Annotated in this window: 15 protein-coding genes; 12 read left to right on the top strand and 3 right to left on the bottom strand. The window is 62.1% G+C overall.

The window, feature by feature from the left end; translation table 11 throughout:
* Both KF827_RS18780 and KF827_RS18775 read left to right on the top strand, forming a co-directional pair.
* A partial coding sequence (locus tag KF827_RS18780; protein WP_291008893.1) for a tripartite tricarboxylate transporter substrate-binding protein occupies positions 1 to 393 on the top strand: 393 nt, incomplete at its 5' end.
* 28 nt (positions 394 to 421) lie between these two features.
* On the top strand, positions 422 to 1,405 hold the full coding sequence (locus tag KF827_RS18775; RefSeq protein ID WP_291008890.1) for an NAD(P)H-quinone oxidoreductase: 984 nt from the start codon (positions 422 to 424) through the stop codon (positions 1,403 to 1,405).
* A gap of 231 nt (positions 1,406 to 1,636) precedes the next feature.
* Here the strand turns inward: KF827_RS18775 and KF827_RS18770 are convergent, their stop codons facing one another.
* Entirely contained in the window at positions 1,637 to 2,593 is a 957-nt protein-coding gene (locus tag KF827_RS18770; RefSeq protein WP_291008887.1) for a nitronate monooxygenase family protein, read from the bottom strand.
* Positions 2,594 to 2,801: 208 nt separating this feature from the next.
* Between KF827_RS18770 and KF827_RS18765 the strand changes: the two genes are divergently transcribed.
* The 3 genes from KF827_RS18765 (at position 2,802) to KF827_RS18755 (ending at position 5,922) form a co-directional block, all read left to right on the top strand.
* A complete protein-coding gene (locus KF827_RS18765) occupies positions 2,802 to 3,944 on the top strand; it encodes an acyl-CoA dehydrogenase family protein (protein ID WP_291008883.1) in 1,143 nt (380 codons plus the stop codon).
* Positions 3,945 to 3,983: 39 nt separating this feature from the next.
* A complete protein-coding gene (locus KF827_RS18760; protein ID WP_291008880.1) occupies positions 3,984 to 4,769 on the top strand; it encodes an enoyl-CoA hydratase-related protein in 786 nt (261 codons plus the stop codon).
* A gap of 118 nt (positions 4,770 to 4,887) precedes the next feature.
* Positions 4,888 to 5,922 carry a hypothetical protein gene (locus KF827_RS18755; protein WP_291008877.1) on the top strand — a complete coding sequence of 345 codons (1,035 nt, stop codon included), beginning with the start codon at positions 4,888 to 4,890 and terminating at the stop codon, positions 5,920 to 5,922.
* Here KF827_RS18755 and KF827_RS18750 read toward each other — a convergent pair.
* On the bottom strand, positions 5,906 to 7,021 hold the full coding sequence (locus KF827_RS18750) for a CaiB/BaiF CoA-transferase family protein (protein ID WP_291008874.1): 1,116 nt from the start codon (positions 7,019 to 7,021) through the stop codon (positions 5,906 to 5,908). The genes KF827_RS18755 and KF827_RS18750 overlap by 17 nt on opposite strands.
* 221 nt (positions 7,022 to 7,242) lie before the next feature.
* Here KF827_RS18750 and KF827_RS18745 point away from each other — a divergent pair, with 221 nt between their 5' ends.
* Positions 7,243 to 7,872, top strand: coding sequence for a TetR/AcrR family transcriptional regulator (locus tag KF827_RS18745; RefSeq protein WP_291008871.1), 630 nt, complete (start codon positions 7,243 to 7,245; stop codon positions 7,870 to 7,872).
* On the opposite strand, the gene KF827_RS18740 is transcribed toward KF827_RS18745, so the two are convergent.
* A complete protein-coding gene (locus tag KF827_RS18740; RefSeq protein WP_291008868.1) occupies positions 7,859 to 8,818 on the bottom strand; it encodes a nitronate monooxygenase in 960 nt (319 codons plus the stop codon). The two genes, KF827_RS18745 and KF827_RS18740, sit on opposite strands and share 14 nt — an antisense overlap.
* A 149-nt stretch (positions 8,819 to 8,967) precedes the next feature.
* Between KF827_RS18740 and KF827_RS18735 the strand changes: the two genes are divergently transcribed.
* From KF827_RS18735 to KF827_RS18710, 6 genes are all read left to right on the top strand, one after another.
* Positions 8,968 to 9,774, top strand: coding sequence for an ABC transporter ATP-binding protein (locus tag KF827_RS18735; protein WP_291008896.1), 807 nt, complete (start codon positions 8,968 to 8,970; stop codon positions 9,772 to 9,774).
* A complete protein-coding gene (locus KF827_RS18730; protein ID WP_291008865.1) occupies positions 9,774 to 11,738 on the top strand; it encodes a long-chain fatty acid--CoA ligase in 1,965 nt (654 codons plus the stop codon). Before KF827_RS18735 ends, KF827_RS18730 begins: the two co-directional genes overlap by 1 nt.
* A complete protein-coding gene (locus KF827_RS18725; RefSeq protein WP_291008862.1) occupies positions 11,735 to 12,619 on the top strand; it encodes a branched-chain amino acid ABC transporter permease in 885 nt (294 codons plus the stop codon). Before KF827_RS18730 ends, KF827_RS18725 begins: the two co-directional genes overlap by 4 nt.
* Before the next feature lie 3 nt (positions 12,620 to 12,622).
* Positions 12,623 to 13,675, top strand: coding sequence for a branched-chain amino acid ABC transporter permease (locus KF827_RS18720; protein ID WP_291008860.1), 1,053 nt, complete (start codon positions 12,623 to 12,625; stop codon positions 13,673 to 13,675).
* Between the two features lie 55 nt (positions 13,676 to 13,730).
* Positions 13,731 to 14,948, top strand: coding sequence for an ABC transporter substrate-binding protein (locus KF827_RS18715; protein WP_291008857.1), 1,218 nt, complete (start codon positions 13,731 to 13,733; stop codon positions 14,946 to 14,948).
* Between the two features lie 57 nt (positions 14,949 to 15,005).
* A partial coding sequence (locus tag KF827_RS18710) for an ABC transporter ATP-binding protein (protein ID WP_291008854.1) occupies positions 15,006 to 15,595 on the top strand: 590 nt, incomplete at its 3' end.

Here is a 15,595-nt window from a genome sequence, read left to right as displayed (position 1 = left end):
CTCCTCGGCGGTGAAATCCCGACGGCATTCCAGTCGATCATCTCGGCCGGCCAGTTTGTCCGCGATGGTCGTTTCCGTGCCCTGGCGATCGTTGGCCCGAAGCGGTCGCCAATGCTCCCGGATGTTCCGACCTTTGATGAGCTCAAACTGCCGAATGTGCTGGGCGACAACTGGCTGGGTCTCATGGCACCGGCTAAGACTCCGCAGTCGGTCGTTGATCGCCTGAACAAGGAGGTTCAGGGCATGATGGGTCGTGAGAGCTTCCAGCAGGCGCTCCGGAATCAGGGTGTCCAGGCTGATTACAAGAATCCGGCCGAATTCACCAAGGTCATGGAAACCGAAGTTGCCGCCTACAAGGAGCTGGCGAAAACGGTGAACCTCAAGGCTGATTAAGCCACTTCGCCGCTTTAACTGAAGCTTGATGATGCGTGTCATTGAGATTACCAAGCCCGGTGGGCCAGAGGTCTTGCGCCTTGCCCACCGGGAAATTCCTGAAATCCCGCTTAATCACGTTCTGGTCCGCGTCGTTGCGGCCGGCGTAAACCGGCCGGACATCTCCCAGCGCAAGGGATTCTATCCACCACCACCTGGTGTGACCGATATCCCCGGGCTGGATATAGCAGGCATCGTCGAACAGGCAGCGCCAGGGGTTGCCTGGCCAAAAGCAGGCGATCCCATTTGCGCCCTCGTTGCCGGCGGCGGCTACGCCGAATACTGCATCGTACCTGCGATCCAGTGCATGCAGATCCCGGCCGGGCTGAGCATGCTGGAGGCAGCCGCTCTGCCTGAGGTCTTTTTCACGGCCTGGAATAACATCATCTGGGGCGCCCAGCTTCAGGCCGAGGAAATCCTGCTGGTGCAGGGCGGCACGAGTGGTGTTGGGCTGGCTGCCATTCAGTTGGCGAAGCAGGTTGTGGGCGCCACCGTAATTGCGACGTCCGGCACCGAAGAGAAGCAGGCGGTGTGTCGCAAGTACGGTGCCGATTATGCCATCTCCTATCGCGGAGACTGGGAAAAGGACGTTCAGCAGATAACAGGGGGCGAAGGCGTCAACGTCATCCTGGATTCCCAGGCCGGATCATATGTCCAGCGCGAGCTTAACCTGTTGGCGATCGATGGGCGTCTGGTGCTCATCGGCAGCCATCTCGGCACGTCTGCTGAAATCAATACCCGCCAGATCATCCATCGGCGCCTGAAGCTGATGGGGACGACAGTCCGCTCCCGTTCGGCAGAGTATAAGCAGAAAATTGCCCAGGGGCTCATGCAGTCTGTCTGGCACCTGCTTCAGGCCCGCAAGGTGGTGATGCCAATCTGTGCCTGCTTCAAGCTAGAAGATGCGATAAAAGCGCACGAAATGCTGGATGCCAATCTGCAAATTGGGAAGGTGGTTCTGGAGGTGACCTAAGTTAAATCTCTGTAAAAAGGGGTCACTTAACGATCCTTGCTTTATCGCTGATGCATTCAAGGCGAACGATCCGACCGCCAGCAAGCTGTCGATGACCGCTTCAAGTGACACCAAAAGTCTCGCCGACAGATGAAGTGCCGCCTCGCTGGCGATTTTTCATAGTCTCACGGCCTCCGTATGAGCTGCCACCGCATGGCACGCTCCAACCTCTGCCACCAGCATCAGGTATGGCTAAGCGGCGACACTGGGCTGCCTGCCCGCAATGCTGATTAACCGATCGGTTGCTGCCCGATATTCGCGTTCCATCCGCACGATCAGGTCGGCGACACGTGGAACATCGTGGATCGAGCCGACACCCTGACCGGCACTGAGGATATCGCGCCAGCGCTTCGGCTCGCCCAGAACATCGCTGACATTCATGCTGCCCACTTGGCCACCAGCGCGCAGGTTGCCAGTGGTTGGCAGGGTCTGGCGCAGCCAGTTGGCGCCGACGCCATCGACTTCGGCAGAGTAGATGATATCGGTGATATTCGACTCGATGATCAGCTGCTTCATCTGGGCTGAGGCCATGCTTTCGGCCGTGTTGATCAGGCGGGTGCCGACATAGGCGAGATCGGCACCCGCAGCGATGGCGCCGGCGATGCTGCTGCCGTCACCAATGCAGCCCGAGAGAATCAGCGTCTTGTCGCCAAGGATCGGGCGCAGTTCGCCGATGAAGGCGAAAGGATTGTAAACACCGGCATGGCCGCCGGCGCCGTTGCAGACGGCGATGATGCCATCAGCATTCATCTCCAGCGCGCGACGGGCATGCTGCATGTTGATGGCATCGTGGAACACCAGACCGCCATAGGCATGCACCGCATCGGTGACCTCGCGGGTGATGCCGAGCGCCGTGATCAGGATCGGCACCTGGTATTTCACTGTCAGCGCCATGTCTTCGGCAAGGCGGGCGTTAGTGCGATGCACGGCGAACTGTACGGCCCAGGGTGCATCGGCCGGCGTCAGTCGCTGGCGGATGTCCTTCAGCCACTCCTCGTAGCCGGCTGTGGTGCGCTGATTGAAGCTGGGGAAGCTGCCGATCACGCCGGCCTTGCTGGTTTCCACCACCAGGTCGGGACCGGAAATCAGGAACAGCGGCGAGGCCAGCACGGGCATGCGCAGGCGCTGGGCCAGTTGGGTCGGCAGCATTTGTATTCCTCCCTGTATGACGGATATTTGCCACAGATATGACTTATAAATAATATTATTTACTTAAAAGTCAAATTGACTATAATCGGGACAATGCCCGCCGGGTGACTGCATCCGGGCCATGCCGCATGTCGGCAGGCCCGATAGCCCTGTGGCAACAGTTCAAGCCGGAATGGTCGGGCTGCAAAAAAATGAATGGAGGAAACCGATGGCTGCCAGTGATATCGACAGCGAACTAGTCGAGGGCGTGCGCCGCTTTGTGCAGAAGCGCATTGCCCCGCACACCGCGGTCTGGAATCGCGATGGCCAAGTGCCGGACGGCGTGCTGGCCGAAATGGGCGAGATGGGCCTGTTCGGCCTGCTGTTGCCAGAGGAATACGGCGGTTCCGGCTGCAACCTTTCCACCTTCATTGCCGTGATCGAGGAACTGGCGGCCGGCGACGGCGGGTTGTCCACCCTGATCCATGTGCATGGCCTGGGTACTGCCATGCTGCTGGCGCGGCTGGGTACCAAGGCGCAGAAGCAGGCCTGGCTCGGCAAGATGGCCAGCGGCGAAGCCATCGGCGCTGTCTGCCTCACCGAACCGTCGGCTGGCTCGGATCTCTCCGCCATCACCGGCCGGGCGACGCGCGCCGAAGGCGGCTGGGTACTGAATGCCGAGAAGCAGTTCATCTCCAACGGCGCCCGGGCCGGGCTGGCGATCGTGCTGGCGGTCACCGATCCGCAGGCCGGCTCGCGCGGGAAAAGCTTCTTCCTGGTGCCCAGGGGCACACCGGGATTCACGCCCGGCAAGCCCGAACGCAAGATGGGGCAGCACACCTCCGATACCGTGCAGATGCATTTCGAGAACTGCTTCGTGCCGGACGACATGGTTCTCGGCGGCGTCGGCGAGGCTTTGCCGCTCACCATGGGCCTGCTGTCGGATGGCCGCATTTCAGTGGCGTCGCAGTCGGTCGGCATGGCGCGGGCCGCCTATGAACTGGCGTTACAGTATTCGCGTGAGCGCACCGCTTTCGGCAAGTCGATCTTCGATCACCAGGCGGTCGGCTTCCGACTGGCCGACATGCATGCCGCCATCGATATGGCGCGGATCTATACCCGCCATGCCGCACGCCTCTTCGATGAAGGGATAGAATGTGCGGTCGAGGCCTCTGTCGCCAAGCTGAAGGCCGCGGAAATGGCGGAGAGAGTCTGCTCTGATGCCATCCAGATTCATGGCGGTAACGGTTATCTGAATGACTATCGCGTTGAGCAGATATCCCGCGATGTGCGGGTCTGCCAGATTTACGAAGGCACCAACGATATCCAGCGGCTGATCATTGCGCGCCGAATCCGTGAGCAACAGATTTAACCGTCTGGAGCAGTTTAGGCCAAGATTGGGGAACGCGGCATGACCGGCAAGCTGGTGACTTTCGAGCGCAAGGGCGCAGTGGCGTGGCTGACGCTGGCGCGACCCGAGGCCGGCAACGGCATGAATGTCGCGCTGCTGACCGATCTTGGCGAGGCGGTGCGGCGCTGCGAGGCTGACACTGATGTACGCGCGGTGGTGCTGACTGGCAGTGGGCGCTTCTTCTGTGTTGGCGGCGATCTCAGCGGTATGCGAGATCCAGCCGAAACCGCGCTCAGCATCCGCACGATGACCCTGCATCTGCATGGCGCTATCGCCGCGCTCGCACGGATGCGGGCGCCAAGCATCGCTGCGGTGAACGGCCCGGCCGCCGGGGCGGGGTTCAGCCTGGCACTGGCCTGCGATTTCCTTATCGCATCGGACACCGCACAATTCGCTTCGGCCTATGCCGCGGCCGGGCTTTCCGCCGATGGCGGACAGTCCTGGACGCTGCCGCGCCGCATCGGTTCACAGCGTGCCCGCCTGATGATGCTGCAGGGCCGCAGGGTGCCGGCAGCCGAAGCGCTCGACTGGGGTATTGCCGATCAGGTAGTTGCCCCCGATCAGCTGACCGTCGCCGCCACCCAGATGGCGGAAAACCTGGCCAGCGGGCCGACCGCTGCTTTCGGCCGCATGAAGAACCTGTTGGTCGATTCAGATTGCACCAGCCTAGAAACCCAGCTGGAGCTGGAAGCGCGCGGCATCGCAGCCTGCGTCGATTCAGCAGATGCGCAAGAGGGCATCGCTGCCTTCGTGGAAAAGCGCAAGCCGGTATTCCAAGGCCGGTAAACCGTTTCAGCCTCGGAAGGCGACCACCATGACACAGGACTGGCGCGGCCTAGTTTTACGTTCCTGCATTACGGCGGCGGGAGAGCTGCGTGTTGCCGTGACCGAAGAAGCGGCCGGAATGCCGGGAACGAATGAAGTGGTGGTGCGGGTTGAGGCGGCGCCGATCAACCCCACGGATATGGGCCTGCTGTTCGGCCCGGCCGATCTTGCGGCCGCGCGGCTTGAAGGAACTGCACGGCAGCCGGTGCTGGTGGCGCCGGTGCCGCCGGCCGCAATGTCCTTTGTCGCGCTGCGCATCGACCAGCCGTTGCCGGTCGGCGTGGAGGGGGCCGGTGTGGTGGTGGCGGCCGGACCCGGCCAGGAGGCACTGCTGGGCAAGACCGTGGCCATGATGGGCGATGGCGCCTATGCGCAATACCGCCGGATTGCGGTGGCCGACATTCTGGTACTGCCCGATGGTACCAGCCCGGCGGATGGCGCGGCTGCTCTGGTCAACCCGTTGACCGTGCTTGGCATGCTGGAAACCGCCCAACGCAACGGGCACAAGGCGATTGTCCACACGGCGGCGGCGTCCAGCGTCGGCAAGATGCTGATCCGCGCCTGCCGGCAGGATGGTGTGCCGCTGGTGAATATCGTGCGCCGCGACGACCAGGTGGCCGAGCTGCGCGCCATGGGCGCCGAACATGTTTGCAATAGTGCCGCGCCGGAATTCCGGCAGGATTTGGCGCGTGCGCTGGCCGATACCAATGCTACGGCCTGTTTCGATGCCGTGGGCGGCGCGCTGACCGGGCGCATCCTGGGCGCAATGGAAGCCGCCGCCTCACAGCACGCCACGCAATACAGCCGCTACGGCACCAATGTGCTCAAGCAGGCCTTCGTCTACGGCGCGCTCGACCGCGCGCCGATCGAGATCAGCCGTATCGTCGGCCTGAACTGGAGCGTGGCCGGCTGGCTGCTGTTCGACTTCCTGCAGCAGGCCGATACGGCGACGCGGGCCAGACTGCGCCAGCGCGTCTGCGACGAACTGCACACCACCTTTGCCGCCAGCTATGCCGCAACCATTTCGCTGGCCGCCGCCGTGCAGCCGCAGACCGTAATGGCCTACATGGAAAAGCGCAGCGGCGTCAAATACCTGATCAACCCGCAGCTTTGATGGCGCCATCGACTGGGGCACGGTCGCGCCCAAGGATTTCTGCCGTATGTTCGCCCAGGCCCGGCGCGCCGCGGTGGATGGCACTGTGATAAGCGGAGAACTGCACCGGCTGCAGGATATGCTCTTCGCCGCCGGGCAACTGCTGGAACAGGCCGCGGGCACGGAAATGCGGATCCTGCAATACACCGGTGAAATCATGCAGCGGCGACCAGGCGATGTTGCCGGCGGCATCGAATGCCGTGGCCCAGTGGGCGCGTGGTTGCCGCGCCAACAGAGCCGAAATCTCGCCGTGCAATTCGGCGCGCCGCCGCCGCCGTTCCTTGGCCTTCAGGTCGGCATGCTGCGGCAGCCCCAGGGCATTGCACAGCGTCGCCCAGAAGTGATCCTCATGCGCGATGCTGAGGGTCAACTGCTTGCCGTCACTGCAGGTGAAAATGCCATAGGCTGGCTCGTCGAAGACCTCGAAAGCCTTGTCGCCGCTCATATGCGGTACGAGATAGGGCGTCATCCACGAGACCAGGCCATCGGTCATCGAGACATCGATGGCGGTGCCGTGGCCGCTGCGCTCGCGGCCATAGAGCGCGGCGGCGATGGCGAAAGCGGCGAAGGTGGCGCTTGAAAGATCGCCCAGCGGGATTTCCGGCATCGCAGCCGGGGCACCGGCGCTGCCGAACACCATCCCCGCGACCGCCTGGTAGGACAGATCATGGGCCGGCCGCATCCGGCTCGGACCGCTCTGGCCGAATCCGGTGATCGAAGCATAGATCAGCCGCGGATTGCGGGCCGACAATGCGGCATAGCCGAGACCCAGGCGGTCCATGGTACCAGGGCGATAGCCCTCCAGCAGCACATCGGCATCGGCGGCCAGGGCGATGAGTTCGGTGCGGCCTGTTTCGGATTTCAGGTCGAGGCATAGGCTGCGCTTGTTGCGCCCCACGGCGCGGAAGAAGGACGGAAAAGCCCGCGCCGGGTCGCCGCCCGCAGGTCGCTCCACCAGGATCACGTCGGCGCCGAGATCGGCCAGCAGCAGGGTGGCATACGGGCCGGGTAACTGCTCGGCCAGTGAGAGCACGCGGACACCGTCGAAAATCCCTTTCATCTTCCTCTCCTGCTGCTTACGATTCGATGCGGCCCATGGCCGGGTTGTCCGAGTCGGCGGTCTCGCCGCCACGGTAAATAGCTTCTGCATTGCGGACAGCTTGTTTGACTTTGCGGTAAGATTGTTGAAAGTTTCCAGCCGCCGATCCGATTCCCGGGTTTGGGCATCGCCCCCGGTCCAGGCCGGCGGGTATTTCGGGTAAGATTTAAGGGAGAGTGCGTGTGGCACAGCGCGGTCGCAAACCGTCGGCCTGGAAGAATGTGGCGCCCAGCCGCGATCAGCTTTTTGCGCTGAAGCGCACGGCCCTGCTGCGCGAAGCGGCCCGCGCTTTCAGCGCACGCGGCTATCACGACACCTCGCTCGACGACGTTGCCAAGACCTTGGGCGTCACCAAGCCGGCGCTGTACTACTATGTCACCAACAAGCAGGAGATCCTGTTCGAATGCCACATGCTGGCGCAGGATCTCGGCAACGTGGCCTATGATTACGCCGTCGAGCATGGCGAGACAGGGCGCGAGAAGATCGTACTGGTCTGTCGCCGCTATATCGAACTGATCACCAGCGAGATCGGCTCCTGCGCGGTGCTCAGCGAATTTGCCGCGCTGGAGCCCAAGAACCGCGCTGTGATCGCAAAGCGCCGTGACGATTTCCAGAAGAAGTTCAGCGAACTGATCACCGAGGGCATCAAGGACGGCAGTATCCGCGAAGCCGATCCGCGCATGACGGTGTTCTTCTTCATGGGCGCGATCAACTGGATGACGCAATGGTTCCGTCCCGACGGCGACATGAGCGGCGAGGGTATCGCCAGCGTGTTCTCCGATCTGCTGGAGCATGCGCTCAAGCCGCAGTGACGTTTTGCCGGTTGCGCGCCGCCAGGTAATCCGCCTGTAACCGGCGCACCAGGTCGCCGACGCTTTCCACCGCCCGCACATCGCCCACGCCATGGCCGGCGCTCCAGATGTCGCGCCAGGCTTTCAGCATTTCCACTTCGCGCAGCAGGCTGAAGCCGCCTTCATGCTTTTTTCCGGTTTTCAGGCCGGCACTCTCCAGGCTCTGGCGCAGCATATTGGCTGGAATACCGGTGATCTCTGCAGTCAGGATGATGTCGTCCGCATTGGCATCCAGCAGCATGTCGCGATACTTGTCGTTGGCCATGCTTTCGCGCGTGACGATAAAGCTGGTGCCGATATAGGCCATGTCGGCGCCCATTTCCTGCGCCACATGAATATACTGGCCGCGTGAAATGGCACCCGCCAGCACGATCGGGCCGTCGAAGAATTCGCGCACGGCGCCGACGAAAGCGAAGGGATTAAGCCAGCCGGTATTGCCGCCCGAGCCGGCGCATAACAGGATCAGGCCATCGACGCCGACCTCCGCTGCACGCCGTGCATGTTTCAGCGAGGCCACATCGGAAAAGACCAGCCCGCCATAGGCATGAACACGGGCGACGATGTTGGCGGGACTACCGACGCTGGCGATCACCAATGGCGCCTTATGCTTTTCGACCAGCGCCATATCTTCTTCCAGCCGCGTGTTGCTGGGATGGACAATCATATTGACCGCATACGGTGCAGCATTCGGGCTGCTGGTTTCGGCGGCGATGCGCGTCAGCCATTCATCGAGCAGCGCTGTCGTGCGGGCATTCAGGCTGGGGAAGGAGCCGACCACTCCCGCATTGCAGCAACCGATCACCAGATCTGGCCCGGAAATCAAAAACATCGGTCCGGCGATGACCGGAAGTTGCAGCCGCGACATGAAGCGCGCGGCGAGCTGGCGGTTACCGAATTGCATCGACATTTCATGTCCTCCCCAGGATCAGTGAAAGAGAGGTTGACATGAATTGACCCGTAAGTAAACTAGACGTCCATATGGTCAGATATTCAAATCTGACCGGCCGGTCCGGGAATTGAACTCGACCGATGCCAGGGAGGAAACGAGTGGAAGCGATGGCAGTGCCGCATGGCGCGGCTGCCGGAGCGCGCAAGCGTCCGGTGCTCGCCGCCCAAGACATCGGTTTGCAATTCGGCGGCATCAAGGCGCTGGATGGCGTCACCATTGAGATCTGCAGCGACGAACTGGTCGCGGTGATCGGCCCGAACGGGGCCGGCAAATCCTCGCTGATGAACTGCTTCAGCGGCTTCTATCGTCCGCAGCGCGGCGAAATCCAGTTCGACGGCACGTCCGTGATCGGCAAGTCGGTGCACCAGATTGCGCGCGCCGGCCTCGCCCGCACCTTCCAGGGCACGCATATCTTCTCGGGCATGACGGTGATCGAAAACATCATGATCGGCCGGCATATGCACATGCGCAGCAGCATCCTGGATGCCTTCATCCATTTCGGCCGCTCGCGCAATGAGGAATTCGCCCAGCGCGAGGTGGTGGAGGAAATCATCGAGCTGCTGGAGATGGAGGCGATTCGCCACCGTCCGGTCGGCACGCTCGGCTATGGCCAGCGCAAGCGGGTCGATCTTGGTCGCGCCTTGGCGCAGGAGCCGAAAATCCTGCTGATGGACGAGCCGATGGCCGGCATGAATACCGAAGAAAAGGAAGATCTGGCCCGTTTCATCCTGGATGTGCGCGAGGCACGCGGCATTCCGGTGGTGCTGGTCGAGCATGACATGGGCGTGGTGATGGATCTGGCCGATCGCGTGGTCGTGCTGGATTTTGGCCGCAAGATCGCCGAGGGCACGCCAGCCGAAGTCCAGCGCGATCCGGCGGTGCTCAAGGCTTATCTGGGTGAGGGAACGCGCTGATGATTGCGATGCAGACCCTGCCCCAATTGCTGCTGCTGCGTGGCCAGCAGGAGCCCAGCCGCCTGGCGCAGCGCCACAAGAAGCGCGGCATCTGGCGCGAATACAGCTTCGGCGATGTGCTCGAGCAGGTGCGCGGCCTCGCTCTCGGGCTTGATGCCATGGGTGTGAAGCGCGGCGAAACGGTTGCCATCATCGGCGAGAATGAGCCGGACAATTTCTGGGCCGAGTTTGCCGCACTGGCGCTCGGAGCGAAGGTCATATCGCTCTACCCCGATCTGACGGCTGGCGAAATCGACTATCTTCTGAATGACAGCGAGGCGGTCTGCCTGATCGCCCAGGATCAGGAGCAGGTCGACAAGGGCCTGGCCATCCGCGATGCCGTACCAGGCCTGCGGCATATCCTGTACTGGGACACGACGGGCATGTGGTCCTACGGCGACAAGGGGCTGCATACCACGCAGGACGTGACAACCCGGGGTATCGAGCGTCACCGCGCCAGTCCCGCTGCCTTCGAGGCGATGGTGGCGGCAGGACAGCCGGACGATATCGCGGTGCTGTCTTACACGTCGGGCACCACTGGCCGGCCCAAGGGCGTGATCGTCACGCACAAGATGATGATCGACAACGCCTACCGCATCATGAGTGCGGCCGAGGTGCGGCCCGGTCTCGACTATCTAACCTATATTGCGCCGGCCTGGATCACCGAGCAGATCGTCGGCGTCACCATGGGCCTGGCCGTGCCGATGGTGGTGAATTTCCCGGAATCGCCCGAGCAGGTTCTGGCAAACCTGCGCGAAATTGCGGTGGAGATGATGGTCTTCGCGCCGCGGCAGTGGGAAAGCCTGGCGGCGACGATCCAGGCTCGCATGCTGGATGCCGGCCCGCTGCGTCGTCGCATCTACGAATGGGGCGTGGCGATCGGGCATCAGGTGAATGTCGGTCGCCTGGAAGGCAAGCCGGCGCCGCTGCTGGCGCGGCTGCTCTATCCGCTGGCGGATGCGCTGGTGCTGGAGCCGCTGCGCGACAAACTTGGTCTGACCCGACTCAGCCTACCGGTCTGCGGCGGTGCCACCATGGCGCCGGATGTGTTCCGCCTGTTCCATGCCATCGGCGTGCCGCTGCGCAACATTTATGGCGCCACTGAAATCGGCCTGCTGACCCTGCATCAGAGCGAGAGCTACAACCTCGAAACCGTTGGCCACTGGATGAAACCACATCCCGATGCCGGCAAGCCGCTGGAATGGAAACTGTCGGAGGCCGGCGAGCTGCTGGTGCGCGGCGGCTCCTTCTTCCAGGGTTATTATCGCAACCCGGAGAAATCGGACGAGCGCCTGCAGGATGGCTGGTATCAGACCGGCGACGCGGTGACCCAGACCGAGAGCGGCGAGCTGGTTTTCCTCGAGCGAATCAGTGACCTGCGCCGCATGCGCAGCGGCGACAGTTTCCCGCCGCAATATATCGAAACCCGGTTGCGCTTCAGTCCCTTTATCAAGGATATTCTCACTCTTGGTGATGAAAGCCGGGATTTCGTTGGTGCGCTGATCAATATCGACATGGAAGTGCTGTCGCGCTGGGCGGAAGAGCGCAACATCACATATTCCACCTTTACTGACCTGTCGCAGAAGCCGGAAGTGGCGGCGCTAATCCGCGAGGACATCCGCCGGGTCAACCTCTTCCTGCCGGAACATGCGCGCGTGCGCCGCTTCGCCAATTTCCCCAAGGAACTCGATCCTGACGAAGGTGAGTTGACCCGGTCGCGCAAGCTGCGGCGCGAGTTCATCACCGAGCGCTACCAGGCTTTGGTGGAAGAGATCTATCGCGGTAGCAGCACGGCGGCCGTGAATATCCTGATTACCTACCAGGACGGCCGCAAAGGCACGCTCTCGGCAACAGTTCGCATCAACGATGTCGACGAGGGCTTTAACATCATTGAATTGCAGGACAACAGGCGGGCCATCGCATGAGCGAGTTTCTCAACTACACCATCAATGGTGCGCTGATCGGGCTGCTCTATGCCCTGATCGCCATGGGCTTTATCGTCATCTACCGCGCCTCCAAGGTCTTTAACTTCGCGCAGGGCGAGCTGGTGGTGTTCGGTGGCTTCGTGGTCTGGTGGATGATCACATCCATCGGCCTGCCATACTGGATCGGCATTCCGCTGGCTTTCGTCGCCGCGGCACTTTTCGGTTTCGCCATCGAGCGGATCTTCTTCTCGCGCCTGGTCGGCGAGTCGGTCTTTGCCATGGTGATGGTCACTATCGGGCTCCTGATTCTGCTGCGCGGGCTGATCCTGGTGCTGTTCGGCCCGCAGGTGCGGCCGTTCCCGATTATCTTCCCGCTGCAGCCGGTGATCATCGGCGACATCCTGATCCCGCGCTCGCTGTTCATTGGCGGCATGATCACCATCGTCGTTGGCCTTGGCCTCTCCTGGTTCTTCAACCGCACCCGGCCTGGTCTGCGCATGACGGCGGTGGCAGAAGATCACCAGGTTGCGGTGTCGATGGGCATTTCAGTCAAGCGCTCGGTGGCTTTTGCCTGGATCCTCGGTTCGGTGCTGTCCACGCTGGGCGCGATTATCTTCCTGAGTGGAAAGTCTGTCAGCTTCCTGGCCTCCGAGATCGGGCTCGCCGCGCTACCGGTCGCCTTGCTGGCTGGTTTTGAATCGATCGCTGGCGTGCTGCTTGCCGGGATTATCGTGGGCATCATTCAGGGCCTGGTCATGGCTTATGTCGATCCCGTGATCGGCGGCTCGGTCGGCAACGTTTTCCCGTTCATCATCATGCTTGTCATCCTATTCATCCGACCAACCGGCATGTTCGGTTGGAAGATGGTCGAGAGGGTCTGAGTCATGGATCCCGCTGGCGTCTTTGCAACCAGCTTCGCGCGCGACCAGTCGCTGATCCGCACGCGCAAGCAGCTCATCTGCCTGATCCTCTTCATGGTGCTGCTGGCGGTGTTGCCGCTGCTGGTCGGCCCGCGCCTGGTAGCGGTGGCGACCTCGGCACTGATTACGGTCGTGGTGACTGTCGGCCTGCAGATCTGCACCGGCTATGGCGGCCAGATCAATCTCGGCCAGGCCGCCTTCATGGGCAGTGGCGCCTATGCCACCGCGGTGCTGGCCAGCAAGTTCGGCTTCCCGTTCTGGGCCGCAATCCCGCTGGGCGGCTGTGCGGCCGCGGCGTTCGGCTTCATCTTCGGCCTGTCGGCAGTGCGCATCAAAGGCTTCTACCTTGTGCTCACCACCATCGCGGCACAGTCGCTATTCCATTTCCTGGTGCTCAACCTGCCGCAATCATGGCTCGGTGGCTCGAACGGCCTGTCGCTCGAGCCGGCGCAACTGTTCGGCTATGTCATCGATACCGATCGCTCGATTTACTATCTCTGTCTGGTCTTCGCCGTGGTGATGGTGGCCGGCGCCTTCGGCATCGCCCGCAGCCGTCATGGCCGCGACTTCGTGGCGGTACGCGACGATGATGTCGCCTCCGGCATGATGGGCATAGATGTGGTCCGTACCAAGGCCATGGCCTTCCTGGTGGGGTCTTTCTATGCGGGCATCGGCGGTGGGCTGTGGGCCTATTATGTCCGCTTCGTCGCCGTCGACCAGTTCACGCTTTTCCATTCGATCTGGTTCGTGGCCATGGTGATTGTCGGCGGGATCGGCTCGATCACCGGCGCCCTGATCGGGGTCGTGGTCATCCTCTCGATCCGCGAGAGCTTCATCAGTCTCGGCCCCACTTTCGTGCAGGTGGTGCCCTGGCTCGGTGGCGACGTGGTGTTCGCCACACTCAACATCTTCCTTGGTGGTGTGATTGCCGCCTTCCTGATCTTCGAGCCGCGCGGTTTGATGCATCGCTGGTCGATCATCAAGCGCTCCTACCGGCTCTGGCCGTTCTCTTACTAGCGTTCTGCATGGCGTAGACGATTTCCACACACATGAAAAACGGGAGGAAGTAACAATGAAAATGTTCGCACGCACAGTGCTCGCCGGAATGGCCACGCTCATGCTGGCTGCCCCGGCGCAGGCCCAGACCACCTATAACATCGCTTCGCTGGCCGATTTCACCGGCCCTTATGCCGACGTGATGAAGGATCTCAATGGCGCACGGCACTCCGCTGTTGCCTGGTGGAATGCCGAAGTGGGCAAGGACCTGGGCGTCCAGCTTAAGATGAAGGACTACGACCATCGCTACGACGCCGCCCAGGTCGCCAGCCTGTGGCCCGGCATCAAGGCTGAGCTGAATCCGATCATCGCACTGGGTGTCGGCGCGCCGGATGCCACCGCTTTGCAGGGCCGCCTGCCGGCCGACGGCATTCCGCTGATCATGTCCACCGCTGGTTATGGCTTCGGCTGGAAGAGCGACCCCTGGGTGTTCAACCCGCGCTCCACCTATGCGCATGAGGCGGCCGCCTTCCTCGAATGGTATCGCAAGCAGAACAACGTCTCCGGCGCCCTGAAGGTTGCGGTCTTCTCGTCCGAAGCGTCGCCGGCCTATGTCGATATCGCCAAAGGCCTGCGCAAGTATGCCGATGAGAACAAAGCCACCATCGATCTGGTCGAAATCGTCTACACCGAAGTGCAGCCGACCGACCTGACCACCCAGGTCAACCGCGTGCTCAACAAAGGCGCCCAAGTGCTGGACGTGCAGACCAACACAGCGGCCGTCGTGGCGGTGAAGCGCGCGTTGCAGGCGCTGAACAAGAAGGTGCCGATCGTGATGAGTTCGCACAACGGGATCACGGCCTCGGCCTCGGCCATAGGCGGCATTGCCAACCTGGAAGGCGATTACGAAGTTTATGGCATGGCGATGCCGACCGACGAAAACACCAAGTCGCGCCAGTTCTATGAGAAGCTCAAGAGCCAGTACGGGATGAAGGGCGGCTGGACGGTGCCGACCGTGATGGGTCTGAACCAGACCCTGGTGGCCTTGCGTGCGGTAGAGGCGGCGGCCAAGAAGTCGGGCGCGGCAAATGTCACCGGGCGCGGTGTGCGCGAAGCCCTGCTCAGCACCACGATCACCAGCGAGCAAACCTTCGAAATCCTGTCGGATGTAAAATACACAAACGATGCGCCGTTCCCGACCACGGGTGCGACGGTCAATATCGGTATTGTGAAGGGCGGCAAGTATATCACCGCTGCCCCGGGTGTGGCGGTGCCGCAGATCGGGAAGTGGTAACCCAGTCGCAAGGATGGGCCGGGCGCAATGCCCGGCCCTGCAATGCCGGAGGCGCGCGTGCTTGAGCTCAACAATGTCGAAGTGATCTACAGCGAGGTCATCCTGGCGGTGAAGGGTGTCTCGATGCGCATCAGCGAGGGGCAGTGCGTCGCCCTGCTGGGTGGTAACGGCGCCGGCAAGTCGACCACGCTGAAGGCGATTTCGAATGTGATCAAAACCGAGGACGGGCGCGTCACCTCGGGTAATATCCAGTTCAATGGCAAGCGCATCGACAATCAGGATGCGGTCGACATCGTCGATACCGGCATCATCCATGTGATGGAAGGGCGCCGCGTGCTGCGCCACCTCACCGTGGAGCAGAACCTGATCATCGGTGGGCACAAGGAAACCAGCCTGCGTGCGGTGCGGCAGCGACTGGATGAGGTTTATTCCCGCATCGGCCGGCTTGCGGCCCTGAAAGATCGCACCTCTGGCTATCTGTCAGGCGGTGAGCAGCAGATGTTGGTGATCGGCCGTGCCATGATGGCACGACCGAAGCTGATGCTGATCGACGAGCCGTCGCTCGGTCTGGCACCGCTGATGGTCGACGAGGTTTTCGCCGTTCTGAAGTCACTGAAGGATGCCGGCGTCACGCTGCTGGTGGTGGA

It is taken from the genome of Ferrovibrio sp. (genome assembly GCF_019636075.1).
GTDB lineage: Bacteria > Pseudomonadota > Alphaproteobacteria > Ferrovibrionales > Ferrovibrionaceae > Ferrovibrio.
Note: the sequence above shows the minus strand (reverse complement) of the source record. Positions and strands in the feature narration are given on the sequence as shown.

What these genes read in the sequence shown, in the direction of transcription:
- KF827_RS18775 (WP_291008890.1), top strand. Translation starts at nt 422, where the DNA reads ATGATGCGTGTCATTGAGATTACCAAGCCCGGTGGGCCAGAGGTCTTG.
- KF827_RS18770 (WP_291008887.1), bottom strand. Translation starts at nt 2,593, where the DNA reads ATGCTGCCGACCCAACTGGCCCAGCGCCTGCGCATGCCCGTGCTGGCC.
- KF827_RS18765 (WP_291008883.1), top strand. Translation starts at nt 2,802, where the DNA reads ATGGCTGCCAGTGATATCGACAGCGAACTAGTCGAGGGCGTGCGCCGC.
- KF827_RS18760 (WP_291008880.1), top strand. Translation starts at nt 3,984, where the DNA reads ATGACCGGCAAGCTGGTGACTTTCGAGCGCAAGGGCGCAGTGGCGTGG.
- KF827_RS18755 (WP_291008877.1), top strand. Translation starts at nt 4,888, where the DNA reads ATGCCGGGAACGAATGAAGTGGTGGTGCGGGTTGAGGCGGCGCCGATC.
- KF827_RS18750 (WP_291008874.1), bottom strand. Translation starts at nt 7,021, where the DNA reads ATGAAAGGGATTTTCGACGGTGTCCGCGTGCTCTCACTGGCCGAGCAG.
- KF827_RS18740 (WP_291008868.1), bottom strand. Translation starts at nt 8,818, where the DNA reads ATGTCGATGCAATTCGGTAACCGCCAGCTCGCCGCGCGCTTCATGTCG.
- KF827_RS18735 (WP_291008896.1), top strand. Translation starts at nt 8,968, where the DNA reads ATGGCAGTGCCGCATGGCGCGGCTGCCGGAGCGCGCAAGCGTCCGGTG.
- KF827_RS18730 (WP_291008865.1), top strand. Translation starts at nt 9,774, where the DNA reads ATGATTGCGATGCAGACCCTGCCCCAATTGCTGCTGCTGCGTGGCCAG.
- KF827_RS18725 (WP_291008862.1), top strand. Translation starts at nt 11,735, where the DNA reads ATGAGCGAGTTTCTCAACTACACCATCAATGGTGCGCTGATCGGGCTG.
- KF827_RS18720 (WP_291008860.1), top strand. Translation starts at nt 12,623, where the DNA reads ATGGATCCCGCTGGCGTCTTTGCAACCAGCTTCGCGCGCGACCAGTCG.
- KF827_RS18715 (WP_291008857.1), top strand. Translation starts at nt 13,731, where the DNA reads ATGAAAATGTTCGCACGCACAGTGCTCGCCGGAATGGCCACGCTCATG.